17 protein-coding genes are annotated in these 19,461 nt (G+C 49.6%); 11 read left to right on the top strand and 6 right to left on the bottom strand.

Annotated features, from left to right (window positions below; genetic code table 11):
- Window positions 1-74 precede the first annotated feature (74 nt).
- From BN3772_RS01080 to BN3772_RS01070, 3 genes are all read right to left on the bottom strand, one after another.
- A complete protein-coding gene (locus BN3772_RS01080) occupies window positions 75-1,499 on the bottom strand; it encodes an MDR family MFS transporter (RefSeq protein WP_042195766.1) in 1,425 nt (474 codons plus the stop codon).
- A 158-nt stretch (window positions 1,500-1,657) separates the two neighbouring features.
- Window positions 1,658-2,143 (bottom strand): MarR family transcriptional regulator, encoded by a 486-nt coding sequence (locus tag BN3772_RS01075; RefSeq protein WP_042195764.1) that lies wholly within the window; start codon window positions 2,141-2,143, stop codon window positions 1,658-1,660.
- 307 nt (window positions 2,144-2,450) lie between these two features.
- Entirely contained in the window at window positions 2,451-3,290 is an 840-nt protein-coding gene (locus BN3772_RS01070; protein WP_052380325.1) for a hypothetical protein, read from the bottom strand.
- Between the two features lie 175 nt (window positions 3,291-3,465).
- Here BN3772_RS01070 and BN3772_RS01065 point away from each other — a divergent pair, with 175 nt between their 5' ends.
- The 10 genes from BN3772_RS01065 to BN3772_RS01020 all read left to right on the top strand — a co-directional run bounded on the left by BN3772_RS01065 (window position 3,466) and on the right by BN3772_RS01020 (window position 15,048).
- On the top strand, window positions 3,466-4,125 hold the full coding sequence (locus BN3772_RS01065) for a response regulator transcription factor (protein ID WP_042195762.1): 660 nt from the start codon (window positions 3,466-3,468) through the stop codon (window positions 4,123-4,125).
- Between the two features lie 2 nt (window positions 4,126-4,127).
- Entirely contained in the window at window positions 4,128-5,498 is a 1,371-nt protein-coding gene (locus BN3772_RS01060) for a HAMP domain-containing sensor histidine kinase (RefSeq protein ID WP_042195760.1), read from the top strand.
- Between the two features lie 60 nt (window positions 5,499-5,558).
- On the top strand, window positions 5,559-6,626 hold the full coding sequence (locus tag BN3772_RS01055) for a hypothetical protein (RefSeq protein WP_052380324.1): 1,068 nt from the start codon (window positions 5,559-5,561) through the stop codon (window positions 6,624-6,626).
- Window positions 6,627-6,843: 217 nt separating this feature from the next.
- On the top strand, window positions 6,844-7,101 hold the full coding sequence (locus tag BN3772_RS01050) for a FeoA family protein (RefSeq protein ID WP_042179175.1): 258 nt from the start codon (window positions 6,844-6,846) through the stop codon (window positions 7,099-7,101).
- A gap of 25 nt (window positions 7,102-7,126) precedes the next feature.
- On the top strand, window positions 7,127-9,139 hold the full coding sequence (gene feoB / locus BN3772_RS01045; RefSeq protein ID WP_042195758.1) for a ferrous iron transport protein B: 2,013 nt from the start codon (window positions 7,127-7,129) through the stop codon (window positions 9,137-9,139).
- Window positions 9,136-9,318, top strand: a complete 183-nt coding sequence (locus tag BN3772_RS01040; protein WP_042195756.1) for a FeoB-associated Cys-rich membrane protein — start codon at window positions 9,136-9,138, stop codon at window positions 9,316-9,318. Before feoB ends, BN3772_RS01040 begins: the two co-directional genes overlap by 4 nt.
- A gap of 201 nt (window positions 9,319-9,519) precedes the next feature.
- Window positions 9,520-10,530 carry a hypothetical protein gene (locus tag BN3772_RS01035; RefSeq protein WP_042195754.1) on the top strand — a complete coding sequence of 337 codons (1,011 nt, stop codon included), beginning with the start codon at window positions 9,520-9,522 and terminating at the stop codon, window positions 10,528-10,530.
- A 28-nt stretch (window positions 10,531-10,558) separates the two neighbouring features.
- Window positions 10,559-11,296 (top strand): SDR family oxidoreductase, encoded by a 738-nt coding sequence (locus tag BN3772_RS01030; protein ID WP_042195752.1) that lies wholly within the window; start codon window positions 10,559-10,561, stop codon window positions 11,294-11,296.
- Between the two features lie 54 nt (window positions 11,297-11,350).
- Entirely contained in the window at window positions 11,351-11,818 is a 468-nt protein-coding gene (locus BN3772_RS01025) for a nucleoside deaminase (protein WP_042195750.1), read from the top strand.
- Window positions 11,819-12,405: 587 nt separating this feature from the next.
- Window positions 12,406-15,048 carry a beta-glucosidase H gene (locus BN3772_RS01020; RefSeq protein WP_042195747.1) on the top strand — a complete coding sequence of 881 codons (2,643 nt, stop codon included), beginning with the start codon at window positions 12,406-12,408 and terminating at the stop codon, window positions 15,046-15,048.
- A gap of 258 nt (window positions 15,049-15,306) precedes the next feature.
- On the opposite strand, the gene BN3772_RS01015 is transcribed toward BN3772_RS01020, so the two are convergent.
- Together BN3772_RS01015 and BN3772_RS01010 are read right to left on the bottom strand one after the other, a co-directional pair.
- On the bottom strand, window positions 15,307-15,642 hold the full coding sequence (locus BN3772_RS01015) for a hypothetical protein (RefSeq protein ID WP_042195744.1): 336 nt from the start codon (window positions 15,640-15,642) through the stop codon (window positions 15,307-15,309).
- A 63-nt stretch (window positions 15,643-15,705) separates the two neighbouring features.
- Window positions 15,706-16,581: a M12 family metallo-peptidase gene (locus tag BN3772_RS01010; RefSeq protein ID WP_052380323.1), complete on the bottom strand. Its 876-nt coding sequence runs from the start codon at window positions 16,579-16,581 to the stop codon at window positions 15,706-15,708.
- A gap of 143 nt (window positions 16,582-16,724) precedes the next feature.
- Here BN3772_RS01010 and BN3772_RS01005 point away from each other — a divergent pair, with 143 nt between their 5' ends.
- Window positions 16,725-18,260 carry a glycoside hydrolase family 30 protein gene (locus BN3772_RS01005; RefSeq protein ID WP_042195742.1) on the top strand — a complete coding sequence of 512 codons (1,536 nt, stop codon included), beginning with the start codon at window positions 16,725-16,727 and terminating at the stop codon, window positions 18,258-18,260.
- A gap of 61 nt (window positions 18,261-18,321) precedes the next feature.
- On the opposite strand, the gene BN3772_RS01000 is transcribed toward BN3772_RS01005, so the two are convergent.
- Window positions 18,322-19,212, bottom strand: coding sequence for a DMT family transporter (locus tag BN3772_RS01000; protein ID WP_042195739.1), 891 nt, complete (start codon window positions 19,210-19,212; stop codon window positions 18,322-18,324).
- Window positions 19,213-19,461: the final 249 nt, after the last annotated feature.

Genomic DNA, 19,461 nt, shown 5'->3' with positions numbered 1-19,461 from the left:
CCAGGGGACGTATTGTTGTACGGAAACAGCTGTTATGGGAAAAGCCGGCGCTGACGCACCGGCCTTTTCGCATTTCATCCCTCTTTACTCAATGCCTTCTTCTTGTGCGTTAGGAAACAGCTTGGTATCAAGATAACTGCAAGCACAACAGCAGACACAAGGAACCCGGCGTGGTACCCTTGTAACCCGTTCGCGACGGTCGGCTGCAGGCCTTGGATGACTGTTGCGACAACAGTGGCGATTACAGCTGAGCCGAAGCTTGCGCCAAGATTCTCGATAATGTTAATCCCGACGCCTGCCTCCGGCAGCTGCCTGCCGTCAAGTCCGGTGTAGGCCTCACTTGTTAGCGGAAGACTGATGCCCCCGATGCTGGCACCGCGGATGAACAGTACGATAGAGATCCAGATCATGCTTGTTGTGCCGGTAATAAAGATCAGCGGTACCGAACCGATCAGGGACAGAACGATGCTGACAAGGACAACGTATCTGGCACCGATTGTATCGATCATTTTGCCGAGGAAAGGCCGGGTAATGAGCATTCCGGCTCCCTGTGGAATCAGGGCAACTGCTGTTTGGATGGCCGTAAAATGACGGAAGTTCTGAAAGAACAGGGGCAGAATCAGCATGGGCCCCATGATGGCAATGTTGGCCAGGAACAGGCCGATGCTGGAGGCAGTGAAGCTTTTATGTGCGAATAAGTTCAGGGGCAGTACGGTCTGATTCTTTCTGATCCGGTTGTAGGCCAGATAGATGACAGCCAAAGCAAGGCCAATCCCGCTCCAGAGTATGGTTTCACCATTGTTGAATGAAGCATGGTCAGCTGCTTGGGTAATGCCGTATATCAACGCCGCACTCATAGAAGACAAAACAATGATCCCGAACAGATCGAGCTTACTTTCTTTGTTGAAGGGTTCGAAGTCAGGGATCTTGTTCATCATCAGCGGTGCAGTGATCAGAACAATGAACACATTGATGAAGAAAATCCAGTGCCAGGACGCTCCTTGAATGATGAAGCCGCCAATTACCGGTCCCAGGATGGGGCCGAAGATCATCGGGGTACTGACAATAGCCATGACCCGGCCCAGGTTCTCCTGACCGGCGGTTTTAACCAGCAGGGTGAACATTAAGGTCGTGATCACTCCGGCGCTAAAGCCCTGCAGCAGACGGAAGCAGATGAAGTTGGAAATGTCCCAGCTGAATCCGACAAGTGCTGAAATGATGCCAAAGGCGGCAACAGCGCCGATGAAAACTCTTTTACCGTTAAATTGATTCATCAGCCAGCCGGATACGGGGACTGCAACCGCCAGGGCCAGAACATAACCTGTAATCGCCCACTGAATGATATGGAGGGATGTGTTGAAATCCCTGGTTAGCTGATCTATAGCGATGTTCACCATCGTGGAGTCAAGCATCGGGGCGATCGCTCCAAGGGCAATGGCCCAGGCCGCCATAAGGATTTCTTTGGGTAATGCTGTTATCGGTACGTTTTCTTGTGCCATGATAGGTGTGCTCCTTTAAAAGCCGTTTGGTTTCCTTGTCAACAAAACAATAACCTTAAAAGGTTTCCTTGTCAACAAAAAAAGAACAAATAAAAAACAGCCCGTTCTTAGTGAATTGGGCTGCTTTTATGTAATGCTGCATGTGGTTTTGATAATCATCACCCGGAGCTGTCAGATGTATGATTATCCAGACCCTGTTTCTTTATTTCTCCATCCAGATGCCGGCTGTACTTCTCAATGAAGCTGAGCATACTGTCGTATTGCTCCCCGGTTACCTGTTCAAATACGGCTTGATCCCGCATGCGGAACTCGTTGTGCAGCTCCTCGTGAATATGAAATATGGTTCTGCCCTGCTCCGTCAGCCGGAAATAAACCTCTTTCTTGTTCTCCGGCTTCTGATAGCTTTCGATTAGACCTCTGTCTGTAAGCTTTTTAGTTAATTTGCTTATGGCACCCTTGGTCATATACAGGGACTCCGCGAGCTTTGTCACATTGGAATCTGCATTTTTCTCAATACATTCCATACAGTGAACCTCAGACGGCTTACAGCCTTTAAGTCCTTCTTCCATCTTTCCTTTGTTAATCCAAGCCAGCTTGTTAAATAAGTCCCTGAACTGCAGCATGACCTGATCCTGTTTATTAATGGCTAGTCGCCCCCATATGCGGTATAAGATATATTTGAGCCGAAAAGATACACTTCATTAGTATACCTAATAGGCTTCCGCGGGAAAAGCTCTGCTGCTGGCGTTATTCTTTAGCCAGAACAATGTAGCTTGTACATAAGCTGCCGGACATAATAAAAAGCCCTACCTCAGGGTAGGGCTGCATGAATCTTGGTTATTCGCGGATTAATGACCCATCCCGTGGTTGTTGATTGTGAATGAGCCTCCTGAGGAACCTTTATTAACGGATACTTCATCAGCGCTTGCAGCAGTAAGTACGGCAAATGAACTAATCAGCAATACGGTGGTCAATAACAAAAGCTTCTTTTTCATCATTGAACTCCCTCTCTATGATTTTTTTCATTATGTAGTGATACTCTTGTTGCTGGGAAGCATCGGCATCGGCGCGGATAAGCTCGTAAAAGGCAGTGGCCTTTTTAAAGCCTGTCTCATCTCTAAGATTACCACTTAATACGATATTTTCCAATGTTAAATTTACTGCATCACTGGATTTCCCGCGTTTGAACATGTAAATAGATAGTAGAAGGATGTAATCTATGTAGTAACGGACATTTTCTCTCGATTCATTGTCTTTAATTAGCTCTACGTCACTCTGCAGCTCTTCCAATGCCCAATCTACTGAATAGTTATGATTCAGCGCGGACTCCAGAATTGTAATTAAACCGGCAAGCAGTTCCTCTTTGCCGTTCTTCTTAATGAACCATACATACTCCGGCAGAACCGTTCGATTCCCCAAAAGAAGCTCGATAACAAAACTGTTTGCAGCTGCGGTATTCTGGTAATATTCTATTTCCGCCAAAGCATCTTCATCCTCAAGCTTAAGCCAGCTTAAATCCGCGTACCGCTGGATACACTCTTTGGCTTCCAGGTAATATCCCAGTTTTTGCAGCGCTATACCCTTGGCGCATAGGCTGAATCCGACATAATAAGCGGATGACCGTCTTGGCCTGCAGGCATCGAAGCCATATGATTTGGTCGCATGAATCACTGCAATGGTTCCGAAAAGCTTGTCTGCAATTTCGATCATTGCTGTCCAGTTATCTAATGAGAATGAAGCCTTTAACATATCTGTTAGTGCATCAGCGCTCATATCATCAAGCTCCAGCAACTCCTAATTCACTCCTTAAAATTACATTATATTACAAACATACTCTCATTTTTTCCAATGGTCAATTAGATTTCATACCTTCTTTCCGCAAAATAGGGTATTTGGTATGCTAGAGTTAGATTGCCGTATTTTTTTATCGCTGATAATTTGATTTACCCGGGAGGGAATATACTAGATGGCCCATATATTAGTAGTCGAAGATGAACAGCCGATCAGCGATCTGATCACAATGAACCTTAAATTGGTCGGGCACACCTATGCCAAAGCATATACCGGTCTGGAAGCGGCGGAGATGCTGGAACACGGGCATACCGATCTGATCCTGCTTGATGTGATGCTTCCGGGACTGGACGGTTTTACGGTGATGCAGCGGATTGCCCACTTGCGGATTCCGGTTATTCTGATTACGGCCAAAAATGCGCTGGCTGACCGGATCAAAGGGTTCGAGCTGGGTGCGGAGGATTATATCATCAAGCCCTTTGAAATGCTGGAGCTGCTGGCCCGCATCAATGTCGTATTGCGCAGGAATGAACAGTCCGCCCCGGCCTTTATCTGCGATGAGGTGGAGGTACGCTTCGCAGAGCGGAAGGTTATGGTGGACCGGCAGCCGGTGGATTTGACCGCCAGAGAGTTTGAGCTGCTCGAAGTGCTGATCCGTAACCGGAATATTGCTCTTTCCAGGGAAAAGCTGCTGGAGCTGGCCTGGGGCTATGATTTTGCCGGTGATACCCGTACTGTAGATGTCCATATCCGCCAATTACGCAAAAAGCTCGGCTGGGAAGATACGATCAGAACCGTATTCAAGCTTGGCTACCGACTGGAGGTTGAGGTCTGACCATGCGCTTCTGGCATAAGAATCTGCTTGCCGTGCTGATCCTTTTCATTGCCGCACTTGATATAAGTGTCATTATGGTGATGAAAAAAAGCTGGCGGCTGAATATGGACAGTGAAACCAGACGGGCCGCCAGTGAACAGATGTTAATCGTAAACAATATATTCGAGAATCTCGATTCGATCCGTGCACGCGGCAGTACGCTTACTCCAGTCCTTCTGGCCAGTGTGGCCCAGTCGAACGGGGATTATTACCTCAGCCAGGGAATCGGCCTTGAGCTGCGTGAGAACGGACGGTTACTCTATCCCAATACAGGCGGGGGACAGAATAGGCAAGTTGGGCAGACTATCGTGCTATCGAAGCCGCTGCCGGCCCCGTATCAGGATATGGAGCTAACCTATAGCAGGGATATCAGCGGGCTGTATGCCCAGCAGCAGGAGCTTAACCGCTTCTTTGTGATGATTAACTGGATTGCCGGACCGGTGCTGGCACTGCTGCTCTATCTGCTGATCCGCCGGCTGACGAAGCCGCTCAAGCAGCTGTCGGAGACTACCCGGACCATTGCCGGAGGGGATTATTCTAACCGGGTAGAGCTGCGCAGCAGGGATGAATTCGGGGAGCTCGCGGTTCACTTTAACCGGATGGCTGCTGCAGTGGAGCAGCGGATGACCGAGCTCTCTGATATGGCTGAGGAGAAGCAGCGGATGGTCGATAATCTGGCCCATGAGCTGCGCACACCGCTGACCAGCATGCAGGGCTTTGCAGAGTTTCTTACCTCGGCCAACATCGGCCGGGAAGAACAGATTAAGGCGGGCCGCTACATCTGGAGCGAAACGGTCCGGCTGAAGAATCTGGCCTTTAAGCTGCTGGATTTGTCTGTTCTCAGGCATCAGCCTATGGTGCTGTCAGAGGTAGGGGTAACCGGCCTGTTTGAAGCAGTGAAGCAGACAGAGGAGCATCAGTTAAAAGAAAGCGGAATCCCGCTGGAGATTGTCAGCTCTATCCCTGCAGTACGGGGAGATGCTGATCTGCTGGCAGCTTTTCTGGTGAACCTGATTGAGAATGCCATTCATGCCTCCAAGCCGGGAAGCCCGGTACATTTGCTCGCCTATGAGCAGAATGGGGAGGCTGTGCTTGAGGTACGGGACAGCGGCAGGGGAATGACGGCGGAGCAAAGTAAACGTGCCTTCGAGCCGTTCTACCGGGCAGACCCGGCGCGCTCGCGCCTCTATGGCAATGCCGGCCTCGGCTTGTCCCTGTGCAGGCAGATTGCTGAGGCGCATCAGGCAAGAGTGGAACTGGAATCGGTGCCTGGGCAGGGGACGGGTATCCGCCTTATTTTACAACTTCCTAACAACTGGCCTCTTACTCTATAACATCCCGGGATTATGCTGAAGACAGATTTAACATCCCAGATCCCGATGGAGGTCATTCAATTGAACAAAAAGAAATGGTATACCGGAGCTGTTGTTGTATTCTCAGGAGGCGTGCTCACGCTAAGCGCTTTTCTCGTTCCTGGTATTGTTAATTCAGAGGTCATTGCGGGGAACGGTTCGGCTGTTCAGACTAATGTTCAGCCTGTTGCGGCCGGAAACGCAATTCCTGTGTTGAAGGTTGAGGCTCCGGCTCCGGTATCCACGGTGTCAGAGGACCTGATTAAAGATATGAGTGATGCAGAGATCAGACGAATTTATGACAGCTTGAATAAGCCGGGCCTGGAACCTACTATCTCCGGCAGGGACATGACGGAAGCAGAAATGAAACGCAGACTGGTACTGGAAGACGAGTATGTGTATGACGGGCTACGCCCGGAGCAGCCGCTTCCGCTAAAGCGGGGGCAAGCGGAACTGTATCTGGATATAGAGACCAACACATTGACCTTCCCGGAGCGGAAACTCACAGATGAAGAGCTTCTGCAGCTGACCGACTGGTCCTACCGGCAAATCTATATGTATGCCAGACTCCATGTGAAAGCACCGTCCCTGGCGCAGGATGTCAGTCAGACGGAAGCGAAGCTGCTGGCGGCAGAAAGTGTGCGCAAGCTGTTTGATGCCGATGTTTCTAAACTAATGACAACCGTTACTTTAAGAGAAATGCAAATGGACATGCAGCCGTCCTGGCTGGTTTCTTATACTCCGTACAGATCACTTACTTTGCAGGCGCAAGGTAAGGAATACTGGCAATATATTGTTATCATTGATGCCAGAACCGGCGATGTGCTGGATACGACTGCCGTGAATTTGGCGTCGAAGCGAACCCCGATCGACACTGCTGCCGCTGCCCGTATTGAAGAGGACGCCAGCTGGATTCACAAAGCCACCCAGATTGTTATGAACAAGCAGGGAGACAAGCGCGCCATCGTCAAAGCGGATTTGACCGATACGGAGGTTAACAACAAGCGCGGGATTGTAGCCGTTAAGCTGCTGCTGGAAGACGGAAGCCATTATACAGCAGAACTCCGGTATCCGGATCAGACCCTGCGCTGCTTGATTTATGAACCTTAATCCTTATGGAGCTACAGTTAAACAAATATAGAGGAGAATAATCGGCCGTTCCTTAACGAAAGGGGGGCCGATTATTTTTTTCTGTTTATAGATGAGAATGCAGCGAAGATATGCGTAAAGTCACTGACTTTCATTACCAATACAAGTATTCTACTGTGTATCAGGACGATAATGATTCTCATTATCTGGCCTAATCCTATTGTTAGGGGAGTAAGGGATGACATCATTAGCCAAAGGCAAGCTAAATACGCCCTACATTGTGGATGCTGTAGCAACAGATCAGGAGGATATCCGCAAATTTCTGTTTACGCTGGGCTGTTATCCCGGTGAGAAAATCATGATTATTTCCAAGCTCGGCTCCAACTACATCATCAGTATCAAAGATGCCAGATACAGCATAGATTCGGATTTGGCAAACTCGATTATTATAGCGGACCGGATGGAAGCTTCAGCCAAAAAGCTGGGCAGATTCTAATAGATTGACGGGGGGCGGGGCGATTATGAAAATTGCATTAGCTGGTAATCCCAATAGCGGGAAGACCACCTTGTTTAACGCAATTACTGGGAAGCTTGAACAGGTCGGGAACTGGGCCGGCGTCACAGTAGAGAAAAAGGAAGCACGTGTGAAGGCGAGTCTTAACCCAAGGAATGAAAATCTGATTGTGGCGGATTTGCCCGGTGCGTATTCCATGTCGCCGTATACCAGTGAAGAATCCATTACGAAGGATTTTGTCCAGAATGAACATCCCGATGTCATTATCAACATTGTGGACTCTACTAATCTAAGCAGAGGCTTGTATTTCACTACCCAGCTATTGGAGCTGGGCATACCTGTCATTGTTGCACTGAACAAATGTGATCTGCTTGAGAAAAAAGGCAACACCATCGATATTACAGCCTTGAGCGATGCGCTGAAGTGTCCTGTTATATCTACTGTATCCACAAAATCCTCCAACAACGGCCTGCCGGAGCTGATTGAAGCTGTAGTAACGGCCGGTAAATCCGGCAAGAAGCAGCTTGCTCCTGCCCTTGGCCGAGCCCGGAAGATCTCTACCAAGGATGAATTTGAACGGAATGATAAGAAGCGTTATGCATTTGTAAATGAAGTGGTTACAGAAGTAGAGAGAAGGAAGGTCAGCTCGGATAAGCAGACGGTACAAGATAGGGTGGACCGGGTGGTTGCGCACAAGTGGCTGGGCATTCCGATTTTTGCAGTCATTGTCTATGTTATCTTCTCGATTTCCCAGAGCTGGGTCGGCCCTTGGATTGCCGATACCTTTGTCGGCTGGATTGATTTGCTGTACGCACAGGTGTCAACCCTGCTCGGTGACAATGTGAACCCGGTGCTGGGTACCTTGCTGCTGGACGGGATTATCGGCGGCGTGGGTGCTGTAATCGGATTTTTGCCGCTGATTATGGTCTTGTTCTTCTGTATGGCTCTGCTGGAAGACTGCGGCTATATGGCCCGTGTAGCGGTTATTATGGACAGGTTCTTCAAATTGGTCGGTTTGTCCGGCAGATCAATTATCCCGATGATTGTCGGAACCGGCTGCGGAATTCCGGGTGTCATGGCAACAAGAACAATCAAAGCGGAAAGACAAAGACGCACTACGGCTATGCTGACGACCTTTATGCCGTGCGGCGCTAAGCTCCCTATCATTGCTCTGTTTGCCGGCGTTTTCTTCGGTGATAACAGCTGGGTAGGAACCTCCATGTATTTCCTTGGTATCTTCATAATCATTATCGGAGCACTGATTGTCAGACGGATTACCGGTGACTACTCCAGATCCTTCTTCATTATGGAGCTGCCTGAATACAGATTTCCGAGCCTCAAGCGTGCAGCAATATCGATGCTGACGAGAGCTAAGGCGTTTATTATTAAAGCAGGGACCATTATTCTAATCTGTAACGCAGTCGTCCAAATTCTGCAGACCTTTGACTGGAATTTCCGTGTGGTTGCCGAGGGGGCGCCGGATAGCAGTATTCTGGCAAGCCTGGCATCGCCGGTTGCCTTCCTGTTTATCCCGCTGGGCTTCGGACTGTGGCAGTTTGCGGCAGCGGCAATAACGGGCTTCATCGCCAAAGAGAATGTTGTCGGAACTCTGGCGGTCTGCTTCGCAATTACCAACTTTATCGATACGGATGAATTGGCGCTTGTCGGAAGCGGTACGGATGTCAGCTCAGTATTCGGTATCGGTGCGGTTGCGGGGCTGTCTTACCTGATATTTAATCTGTTCACACCGCCTTGCTTTGCAGCGATCGGCGCTATGAACTCCGAGCTGGAGTCGCGCAAGTGGCTGTGGGGCGCTATCGGTTTTCAGATGGGCATGGGGTATACAGCCGCCTTCCTGGTCTATCAGATTGGTACACTGCTAACTGAAGGCACATTAGGTAAGGGATTTGTAGGAGGACTGATTGCTGTGGCGATTATAGTAGGGTATGTTGTGTACCTGATGCGAAAAGGAACCAGAGATGCCCGGATTCACGGCGGATTGCAGTCGGTGAAGCTATGAGTACCGTTGATATTGTTGTCATTGCCGTAATTGCAGCAATCGTCTCGCTGGCAGTCTATAAAATCGTTAGGGATAAGAAGAACGGTGTCAAATGCACCGGGTGCAGCGAATGCAATCTGTGTCCTGCCGACGTCCAGAATACGGTTATGGGCAAGGCTGCCAACAAAAGAAAGAGATAAGCCTTCAGAGCTTGCGCCGGCCGCAGGCTATATATAGGAATAAGCCTGAAAGACCTTGAGCAATCAAGGTGTTTTTGGTATGCAGGTATATCTCGTAATCTGTCATTATGCCATAAACAACTGCCATTAGATTATGTCTGCCTTCTGTTCAATCCTCTACAATGGAATAGATGAAGCTAATACAAGGAGGCATAATCAGACATGATTAATATAGAGCCGTTTATACAAAAGGTGCTGCGCACCATTGCTGCCCACCGTTCGGGAGGGCATGGCGGATACCGGAGAATGCTGACAGAGCGGCCGGATGTGGCCGAGCTGTATGGAACAGCGGATACGGCAATTCTGCTGTATACACTCGGAGAGCTGCCGGCCGTTGGAAGTGCAGAACGCGCGGGGCTGGCCCGGACGCTGCAAAGTTTCCAGCAGGCGGAGGACGGGCTGTTCCCCGGGGCAGGGCATCACGCCATTCACAGCACGGCGTTTGCCGTCTCGGCGCTGGAGCTGCTGGATGCCAAGCCGCTGCATCCCTTGAAAGCGCTACACCCGCTGAAGGAGCGCTCCGGCCTGACTGTATTTCTGGACGGTCTGGACTGGAAGCATGAGCCGTGGGGCGAGTCAACCAAGGGCGCAGGAGTCTATGCTGCGCTGGTGCTGGCTGAGGAAGCGGATAAAGAGTGGGAGGACTGGTATTTTGACTGGCTCTGGAATGAGGCAGATCCAGAGACGGGACTATGGCGGCAAGGAGCAATAACGGGCCGGGGGGATGGGGCTTCTGTTGACGGAGCGCCGCTGTTCCATCATCTGGCCGGCTCCTTTCATTACCTGTTCAACCAGAATTTCCGCAAGCGCAGGCTCCGTTATCCTGAGCAGCTGGCAGATACCTGCCTGAAGCTGTTCCAATCCGGACAGATCCCGCTGTCAGCGGGTGATTTCTCTTTTGTGGAGCTGGATGTACTCTATCTCGTAGTCAGCGTAATGGGGCAGACCAGCCACAGGGCTGAGGAAGTGAGGGCGATGGTTCAGGCCATCGGCGGACATCTGCTGGAGTATATTGCAGTGTGCGCTGAAGGACCGGCAGATGAGGTGTATGAAGACCTGCATACTTTATGCGGCAGTGTGTGCGCCCTGGCAATTGTGCAATCTGTGCTGCCGGAGCAGGTTCAGGCGGATCGAACGCTGAACAAAGTGCTGGACCGGCGTCCTTTTATCTGACAGAGATCCATTACACAAAAGGAGGGCAATGACGTTGATACAATGGGCATTCGTTACAGGAGCTGACCGGGGAGTCGGACTGAGTCTGGTCAAGGGTTTGCTGGAAAAAGGCTATCATGTATTTGCCGGACAATATGCCGGCGCCGAAGCCGGAAGTGAGCTGGAGCTGCTGGAGACGGCTTGTAAAGGCAGTCTAAAGTGCATTACACTGGATATCAGCGATGCGGACAGTGTCCGTAAGGCACTGGAAGCAGTGGGGGCGGTTACCGGCAGGCTGGACATCCTGATCAATAACGGGGCTATCTTGGGCGACATGCAGGCGACTGTTGAGGATGAGCTGGATTTTGAGGAGATGGACCGGGTGTTCCGCGTGAATGCGCTAGGGGCGCTGCGTATGTCAAACGGATTGATTCAGACTCTTTTACGGAGTGAACATAAGCTCATCGTGAATATCTCCTCTGAGGCAGGCAGCATCGGCAGCTGCTGGCGGAACGCGTGGTATGCCTATTGCATGTCCAAGGCCGCACTCAATATGCAGTCTCAGCTGATCCACAACCAGATTGCGCCCAAGGGAGGCAAGGTGATGGTTATTCATCCAGGGCATGTCCAGACCTATATGCAGGGCAAGCTGGATACAGCGGGTAAGCTGACCCCGGACGAGTCTGCGGGATGTATCCTGGAGCTTATCGGGAAACGTCTTGATCCGGGATATGCCGGGGAAGGGCTTACGCTGATGGATTATGCGGGGGAAACGCTGCCCTGGTAGAAGCATGAATGAGGTATTAATGAATGATAAGCGGATTAAGGACGGGGAGAACTAATGAATCAGGATGAATTATTCATGAAGGAAGCCATTAGACTTTCTCGACTTGCTGTTGAGCATGGTAACGAACCTTTCGGTGCTGTATTGGTTAAAGACGGTGAAATAGTCTATCGTAACGAGAATCAGATTTATTCAGCGGCTGATCCGACGTTCCATGCAGAAGCGGGCTTGCTGCGGAGCTTCTGTGCAGAAACATACATTACTGATTTACGAGAGTACACGTTATATTCAAGCTGCGAGCCGTGTTTTATGTGCTCTGGTGCAATGGTCTGGACCCGGCTCGGGCGACTCGTTTATGCTGCCAGCGATATCGATCTATGTGAGCTTTTGGATGAGCAGGGCAGTAATGCTTCTAAGATTGTATTTGACAACTCTCACCACAAACCTCAGGTTACAGGCGGCATATTGCGTGAAGAAAGCCTGAAGATATTGTCCAGCTATTTCCCTCACAACCAAAAAGGCTGAGTAGTCAGGCCATGTGTTTGTATTTAACGGACAACTATAGTGCAAGAAGAACAAAGAGACAGCCGTCAATGCGACCGGCTGTCTCTTTGTTAAGTTACAGGGCGCTTTAATCTGGTTATGATTTGATTAGATTTAGAATTTAATACGTTATAAACCTTAATTGGATATTAAATCCGGTCCTATTTTTCTAATACTTCGGTCTTAAAAGTTACAAAAAAGTTACAATAAGGTTACGAATCTGCAAGGGAATATAGTCCTGGTTTTTGCGTGTTTTCAGCTAACTTTCAGGAAAATTTCAGGAAATCTTCAGTAAAACAGGGTACTGGAGGCTTCCTATTACCAGAAAATGACGGATGCGTAACACAAAAAACTGAGCTATGGTTAGACCCGGCGATTCAAAGCTGCCTGTGCTCACGAAAGTCATAGGCACATTTAAGCGCGAAGCCTATACCTATTCCAGAAATAAAAGACGGATGGAGGGGAGTGCATAACTCGGATTGCCGATTAACAAGGACTGTCCGGCAGCTGGACAGACTGGAATGTGCGGACGGGTCATTAGACAGAGACATCAGGAGGAACGACACAACATGAAAGTATCTTTAAAAGTACATGCGGTGATTGCCGCCGCAGCATTGAGCATATCTATACTCGCACCTCTGCAGATGGCGGGTGCATATACCTCCAGGCCATGGATGGACGCCTCGCGTTCACCGGAAGACCGTACGGAGCTGCTGCTGCAGCAAATGACAACTGAGGAAAAAGTTGATTTTGTCACAGGGAATGTGAACAACTATTATGGCTTTTATAACAATCCGCTGGAGCGGCTGGGTATACCCGCATTAAAGATGGCCGATGGGCCGACAGGCGTACGCATTGCCAACCCTGATATTCAGAACAAGGAATCTACCGCTTTCCCGGCACCGATCGCGCTTGCTGCAACCTGGGATACCAAGGCCGCAGCTCTTTACGGTGATCTGGTCGGTGAAGAAGCGTTCAATACAACGCATAACGTGCTGCTGGGACCTGGCCTCGACATTGCCCGGCTGCCATGGGGCTCGCGTAACTTCGAGTCTCTCGGTGAGGACCCGCTGCTGCAGTCCAAGCTGGGCGTGGCTTATGTTAATGCTGTGCAGAGCCATCCGGTGATGGCAACAGCCAAGCATTACCTGCTTAATAACCAGGAGACAGACCGGTTCACAGTTGATTCTGTAGCCAGCGAACGGGCGATCATGGAGATTTACGCCAAGCCGTTCGCAGCAGCTATCAAGGACGCAGCCCTTGCCTCAGTAATGTGTTCGTTCAATAAAATCAACGGCACTCCCGCTTGTGAAAGCGAATATGCGCTGACCGATATCCTGAGAGACAAGCTGAACTTCGGCGGCTTTGTCATGAGCGACTACGGCGCGAATCTCAGCACGGCCAAATCGGCGCTGGCCGGGCTTGATCTTGAAACCCCGGGTGAGCCGTACGGCAAGTGGGGAGGTCAGCTGCTGACAGCTGTTCAGAACGGAGAGGTCAGTGAAGAGCAGCTTGACCTTATGGCTGGCAGAACACTGACACAGATGTTCGGCAAGGGCCTGTTTGACAGCAAGCCGGTGAATGTCCAGATTCCGGCAGAGGAGCACGGTAAGGCCGCGCTGGATATTGCCGAGGACAGCCTGGTGCTGCTACAGAATAAGAATAAGGCGCTGCCGCTGGATGAGGACAAGCTGAAGTCGATTGCGGTCATCGGTCCGGACGCCGACACCTATGCTACCGTCGGGGGAAGCTCACTGGTTACTCCGGCGTACACAGTTACTCCACTGGATGCCATCCGCGACCGTGCCGGGAGCAAGGTTAAAGTCAGCTATGCACCGGGCACAGATCCGGTTTCGACCGGCGATATCGTTAACGGTCCATCTGCGATCCCATCCTCGGTTCTCACTCCGGCGGGAGACGGCGAAGGCACCGGTCTTAGCGGGGAGTACTGGCCTAACAACAAGATGGAAGGCGAGCCTACGCTTACCCGGACTGACGGCCAGATCAATCTCAATCTTGGTTTTTATAACTTTGACGGCTTGAACGGCCAATCCTCTAAGCTGCCGCAGACACCGGGCAATCTGAACAGCATGATGTCAGCGCGCTGGAACGGTTATTTGACTGCCCCTAAGACAGGGAAGTACAATCTTACCCTGACCAGTGCCGGTACCGGCAAGCTGTATCTGGACGGCAAGCTGCTGATTGACAGCGACGGATCCAAGCTGAAGACAGAAAAAGCCGCAGTAACCCTTACCAAGGGCGAACGTCATGAGATCAAAATTGAATATAAAACATACTACAAGGAAGGTGCCTCCACTGACTTCGGCGGTACCGTCCGGCTTGGCTGGGAGCCGCCTGCTGGTGCGCTAGACAGCAAAATGCAGGAAGCCGTTAAACTGGCCCAAAAATCCGATGTTGCCGTAGTCGTTGTCCGCACTTATGAAAGTGAAGGCTACTACGACCGTTCGGATCTGGATCTGCCCAATAACCAGGACCGCCTGATCTCCGAGGTGGCTGCGGCCAACCCGGATACAATTGTGGTGTCCATGAGCGGCAGAGCCATCGAGATGGATGGCTGGCAGAACAAAGTCAAATCCATCGTCCAGGCCTGGTTCACCGGGCAGGAGCAAGGTGACGCTATCGCGCGGGTGCTGTTCGGAGATGTGAATCCGTCCGGTAAGCTGCCGGTTACGTTCCCGGTTAATGAAGACAGCACGCCGGTATCGGCTGCTGCGCAATTCCCTGGGGTAAACGGCAAGGGTGAGTACAGCGAAGGTGTTATGGTCGGCTACCGCGGTTACGAGAATTCCGGAATCAAGCCGGCGTTCGCGTTCGGCCACGGCTTGTCCTACACAACCTTCGACTACCGCAATGTTCATACGAACGTAAGCGGCAAAGGTGCTAACCGCAAAATGACGGTATCCCTGAATCTGCGAAATACCGGTAAAGTTACAGGTTCTGAGGTGGTTCAGGTGTACGTCGGCCAATTGCCAACCAAGGTTGAGACTGCACCGAAGCAACTGGCCGGTTGGGCTAAGGTGGAGCTGAAGCCGGGCAAGCAGCAGCGCGTTCAAATCGTGCTGGACCCTTCAGTGCTATCCTATTGGGATGAAAAAGCGGACAAGTGGGTAATGCCATCCGGTAAGGTGCCGGTATATGTCGGCAGCGCCTCGGATGATATCCGCCTGAAGACCAGCCTGACGGTTAAATAAATTCATTTCAATAAAAAGATCGAACGATGAAGCAAAGATTTCCGGGCAAGGTAAAGCATAGCTGGCCAAGTGTGTGACGGGTAGCATAGCTGTGTAACGGATAATAATGCAGATTCATGGATTGGGCCGGGGGATGAAGCCTCTGGCTTCTTTTTTTCAAAACCTAATTAGCAAAATAATAAGTTTAATTTATAGTGAGAGTGAAGAAAAAATTTCAATAATACTTAGAAATAAAACCATATGATAGTCAAATAGGTGTTATTCTGATTCCCGCGTTTTATATTGTGCCCACTGTCCATCAAATTCGATGTATAAACTATCATCGTCAATTTCATTTTTGTAGATCTTTTTTCCCACCTCTATTGCATCATCAGAATCTGTTTTTTCACCTGTGTAATAGAGAGAATTTTCATCAATATCTAATTCTGATAGGAAATAATAATACTTAATTCCGTCTTTGTTTATCCACGCAACTGGATCTGGCTCATTCGGCAATAGATTATTGTTGCTAAAATTATTATTTGAACTACACCCAGTTAATAGTAATGAAAATAATCCAATAGTAGCAATTAATTGTTTGAAGTTTTTTCTCATTTAAACCTCCTCTTTTTTTGCGCCACAAAACCTTAATCTCATGGCGCAAAAAAATTGAATAGATTAGTTAGTATTACTTCCGTACCATATTTTTCTAGCGTTCAATTGTGTCCAGTGATCGCTGTGCCAGGCTGATGTATTGTACATCGTACCATAATTCATAATACAAATTGGCGTTGAGGCCTCGGGATCGTGTGATAAACCATAGTTATGAGAAAGTTCATGCTGTAATGCATGCCAGTTAGATGAAGGAGATGTTTGATCCAAAACAGTACTGTATGCGGCATAGGTTGGTGCAGAAGGATATTCATAAGCAAGTCCTCCAACTACCTTGCCTTCGTGGGTAAAATCTGGTTCAGCAGTAAATCCAACTACAAAATCATAATTATCTGTTGCACTCCCCGTTAAATTAGCTAAAAGTTCACTGGCATTGTTACCAGAGGAAAACCAATAGCGATATGCTGTCACAGTTAAGTCTATACCGAATTGTGCGTTAAATGCATCGTCTGCAGCTTCGACAGCATTGGTCGTCAGTGTCTGCCAGTCGCTATGCTTTGCACGATATTCTTCATCAACTGCAACTAGCACGGTACATAATTTACCGGATGCAGCAAGTTTAGAATTCTCATTGCTAGTTACGTTCTGTTTAATAGTTACGTTATCGATAACATTACCTACTTCGTCATAGACTGTAGCAACTGAGGAACGTTCAACCTTAGGAGTTGTTTGAATCAAAGATTTTGCCTGTACTGATGTGTCTAATGGTGAACCTCCAGATAATTTAACATCATTTTGGTAGAATACTTTTACTTCATCTGCAATTGAAGATGTTATTGGAATATCTTTACTGACCTCACTTGCAAATCCAGAAGTTGACAAAGCCATAGAACACATCAAAAATGCTGCCGCAAGAACCGAGTACTTTTTCTTGGTATTCATAATTTCATCCTTTAATGGGATATTTATGTAACGATGAAATACTAGCATATAGAAAGTAGAATGTAAATAAAAGGATATTAAGTGTATATTTCAAACCCATACTCTAGTGAAATATACTTTTTATCAGAAAAAGAGGTCTGCATATGCGCAAACGCAAACGGTTACTGACGATTGCCGCTGCAACAGTCGTACTGGGAGCCTGGGCTGCAGTTAAACTATACGATGACAAGCTGGAACAGACGCCGCAGTTGTCCAAGGTAGAGGTGAAGGCCTGGGTAACAACGGGGGATCAGTCCAGCCTGCTTGCTCCGCAGGAGCCGGTTTTTTTCAGGGAGAAGTCATCCTCGCCGGAGGGTGGAGAATTCGTAGATTCAGACGGAGAGGTGGCACAGCCAGCTGCCGGGCTGCCTGTTATTACAATAAATCCTGACCACGAATATCAGACGATGGACGGCTTCGGCGCTTCCGTTACCGGCTCATCCGCTTTTCTGGTCAATAAACGGATGTCTGGTGATCAGCGGGATGCACTGATGAAGGATCTTTTCTCGCCAGAAGGGATACGCCTGAGCTTTGTCCGCCATTCTGTCGGCGCGTCCGACTTCTCGATCGATGCAGATGGCAATCCGGCAAGCTATACCTATGATGATACGGAAGCCGGTGAGGATTACGGGCTGGAGCAGTTCTCCATCGCTAAGGACGGGGACGTGACGGGGCTGCTCCAGCGTATATTGGACGTCAACAGCTCTATTAAGGTGATGGGCACACCCTGGACGGCTCCGCCCTGGATGAAATTCGGGGAGCCGATTCATAACGGCTGGTATTTAAACTATGCGGAGCCGCGTGTATATGCTGCCTATGCGCAGTATTTGGCGCGCTATATTAAGGAATATGAGAAGCTGGGTATCCCTATCTATGCACTGACTATACAGAATGAGCCTGAATTCACGACTGCGGATTATCCGAGTATGAGCATGGGTGCGGAAGAGCAGGCCCTTTTTATCGGGGATTATCTGGGACCGGAGTTCAGCAAGCAAGGCATTACGTCCAAAATTGTGGCATTCGATCATAACTGGGACACCGCGGAGAGCTATACACAAACCGTGCTGGGTGATGCAAAAGCGAACGCCTACACCGACGGTACAGCCTATCATTGTTACGCGGGTTCGCCGGAGGTGATGAGCAAGATACACGAAGCCTATCCCGAAAAAGAGATCCATCTAACGGAGTGCAGCGGAGGTGCTTGGAGCGGGGAGTTCGGCGATAACCTGACCTGGCTGATGTCGAAGCTGATCATTGGCGGGCCCCGCAACTGGGCAAAGAGCGTGCTGCTGTGGAACCTGGCGCTAGATTCCGATGGAGGGCCAACGAACGGAGGCTGCACGAATTGCCGCGGTGTTGTGACCGTAGACGGTCAAGGGGAGTCAGGCTATTCACGGAATGTGGAGTATTATGCCTTGGGGCATGCCAGCCGGTTCACTGATCCCGGAGCGGTCCGCATCGACTCGCCGCAGGCCGGCGGAATCGAAAATGTCGCCTACCGTAATCCGGGCGGCTCGCTTGTACTGATCGCGCTTAATCCTGCGGATGAGGACCGTACTTTCAGTGTGCAGTGGGGAGAGCGTGCGTTTACCTTTACTTTAAAGGCGCGTTCGGCGGTGACGTTTAAGTGGCATCCGTAGGCTGGATGGAACAAAAAAAAGAGACGGGAGGTCCCGTCTCTTGGCAAGCTTTTAACGAATATTAGTGCGAAACAGGCTGCGCTGCGGCGGTAAGAAGCTTTTTCCGCTGCTCCAGCCACTGGGATACCAGAATGCCGCCCACCACCAGCATGGCTCCGATGTAGCCTTGCGTGGTCAGACGCTCACCGGCAAACATAAATGCGATTACCGCGGCGAAGATCGGCTCCAGCGCATACATTAAGCCCAGCTGTACAGGCGGAATATATTTCAAGGACACGGACTGGGCGATAAAGCAGAAGGCACTGCAGACCAGACTAAGCGCCAGTATCGAAGTCCATCCGCTGAAGGTTCCGGGAAGAACCGGAGACTCGAAGAGTAATGAGAAGATCAGGGCAAACACCGCGGTGAAGCCCAGGGACACAATGCCTACGTTTATAGAATCGGTCTTTTTGACTGCCGCACCGGAGATCAGGATGAACAATGCATTGCTGATCCCGCTGGAAATACAGAGAATGTCGCCAGGGTGCATCTGCAGCTTGCTGTTCAAGGTCAGCATTCCAATGCCGGTCATTGCAATCAGTGCACCAACGATGTGGCTCAGCGCAAGCTTTTTACGGAAAAGAAAGACGCTTAATATAGGTACAAAAACAACCGTAAGCCCGACGAGAAAGCCGGCGTTTGAGGTGCTTGTAGTTTTGAGGCCGAACAGAATGGATACGCACACCCAGAGCAATATGGCTCCGAGCACTGCACCGTACCCGAGTGTTATTTTATTGATTTTGCGCAGGCGCCTCCAGAACACCAGTCCGGTCACCAGAAAAGCGATCCCAAAGCGCAGTGCAAGCAGATTGAATTCTTCCATAGAATCGAGGCCCATTTTCATAAACAGATAGGAGGAGCCCCATCCCAGGGTAATGAGCAAAACGAGAAGATTGGCCTTATACTTGTTCAACTTAACACGCTTCCTTTTTATATAGTAGATAGGGAATTTCAGTGTGCAGGAACGCGCATGACCCATTTTCCTCAATCAGTATACTCCAGCGTGACCCAAGACACAACGCCCGCCGGCAAACCGTGTATATTCAAATTTATAAGCTTCTTTTTTAACTTTTCAAAATTTGATTTCAGTCCTCCTTTTGACCCCGGTGCCCGTTATAGAATGAGGGTGCTGATAGATAAACAAGATCAAATTGGAGGGCGA

Source organism: Paenibacillus camerounensis, assembly GCF_000723885.1.
Lineage (GTDB): Bacteria > Bacillota > Bacilli > Paenibacillales > Paenibacillaceae > Paenibacillus_AQ > Paenibacillus_AQ camerounensis.
This window is presented reverse-complemented; position numbering and strand designations above follow the sequence as displayed.